Here is a 556-nt window from a genome sequence, read left to right on the forward strand (position 1 = left end):
GCACGGTCAGCAGGCTGACGACACCCCCTGCGACCTTGCGGCCAACCCGGCCAAAGAGGGTCTGATAGAAAGCTGTCGTATTCTGGAGAACCGCTGCCATGTCTTTTGCCCGGTAGCCGGCACGTATAATCTGAAGCAGGGCTTCCAAGGCGTCGGCAGTCCCGGAATTTTTTTGTTCGGCGCAGAGGCGCGCGGCCATTCCTTCAAGCGCACCGCGGATTTCATAAATCTGTTTGGCTTCGTCCCAATTGAGTGTGGCCACGATCGGTCCCTTGTTCGCCAGATTGGCGACAAGACCTTCCGATTCGAGATGGCGAAGCACCTCTCTTACTATGGTGCGGCTGACACCGAGTTGCCCGCAAAGATCGCGCTCCACGAGGCGATCTCCCGGTCGAAAATAACCGTTCAGAATAGCTTCGCGCATTTTGTCCAGCGTCAGTTCGCGAAGGGTTTTCGCAGGGCGTTCAACCTTGATCGCTTCTCCAGACAAATTGATACTCATCCGTCACACCTTTCGAAACACCCCGCCCCGGGAAGACACTATGGCATACGGTAT

The 556-nt window shown here is 56.1% G+C and carries 1 protein-coding gene; it reads right to left on the reverse strand.

The window, feature by feature from the left end; translation table 11 throughout:
• Positions 1 to 502, reverse strand: a 502-nt coding sequence (locus AB1462_RS31580) for a GntR family transcriptional regulator (protein ID WP_367249002.1), incomplete at its 3' end; no start/stop codon positions are given.
• Positions 503 to 556 lie beyond the last annotated feature (54 nt).

The organism is Pseudomonas sp. SB113, from assembly GCF_040754745.1.
GTDB lineage: Bacteria > Pseudomonadota > Gammaproteobacteria > Pseudomonadales > Pseudomonadaceae > Aquipseudomonas > Aquipseudomonas grimontii.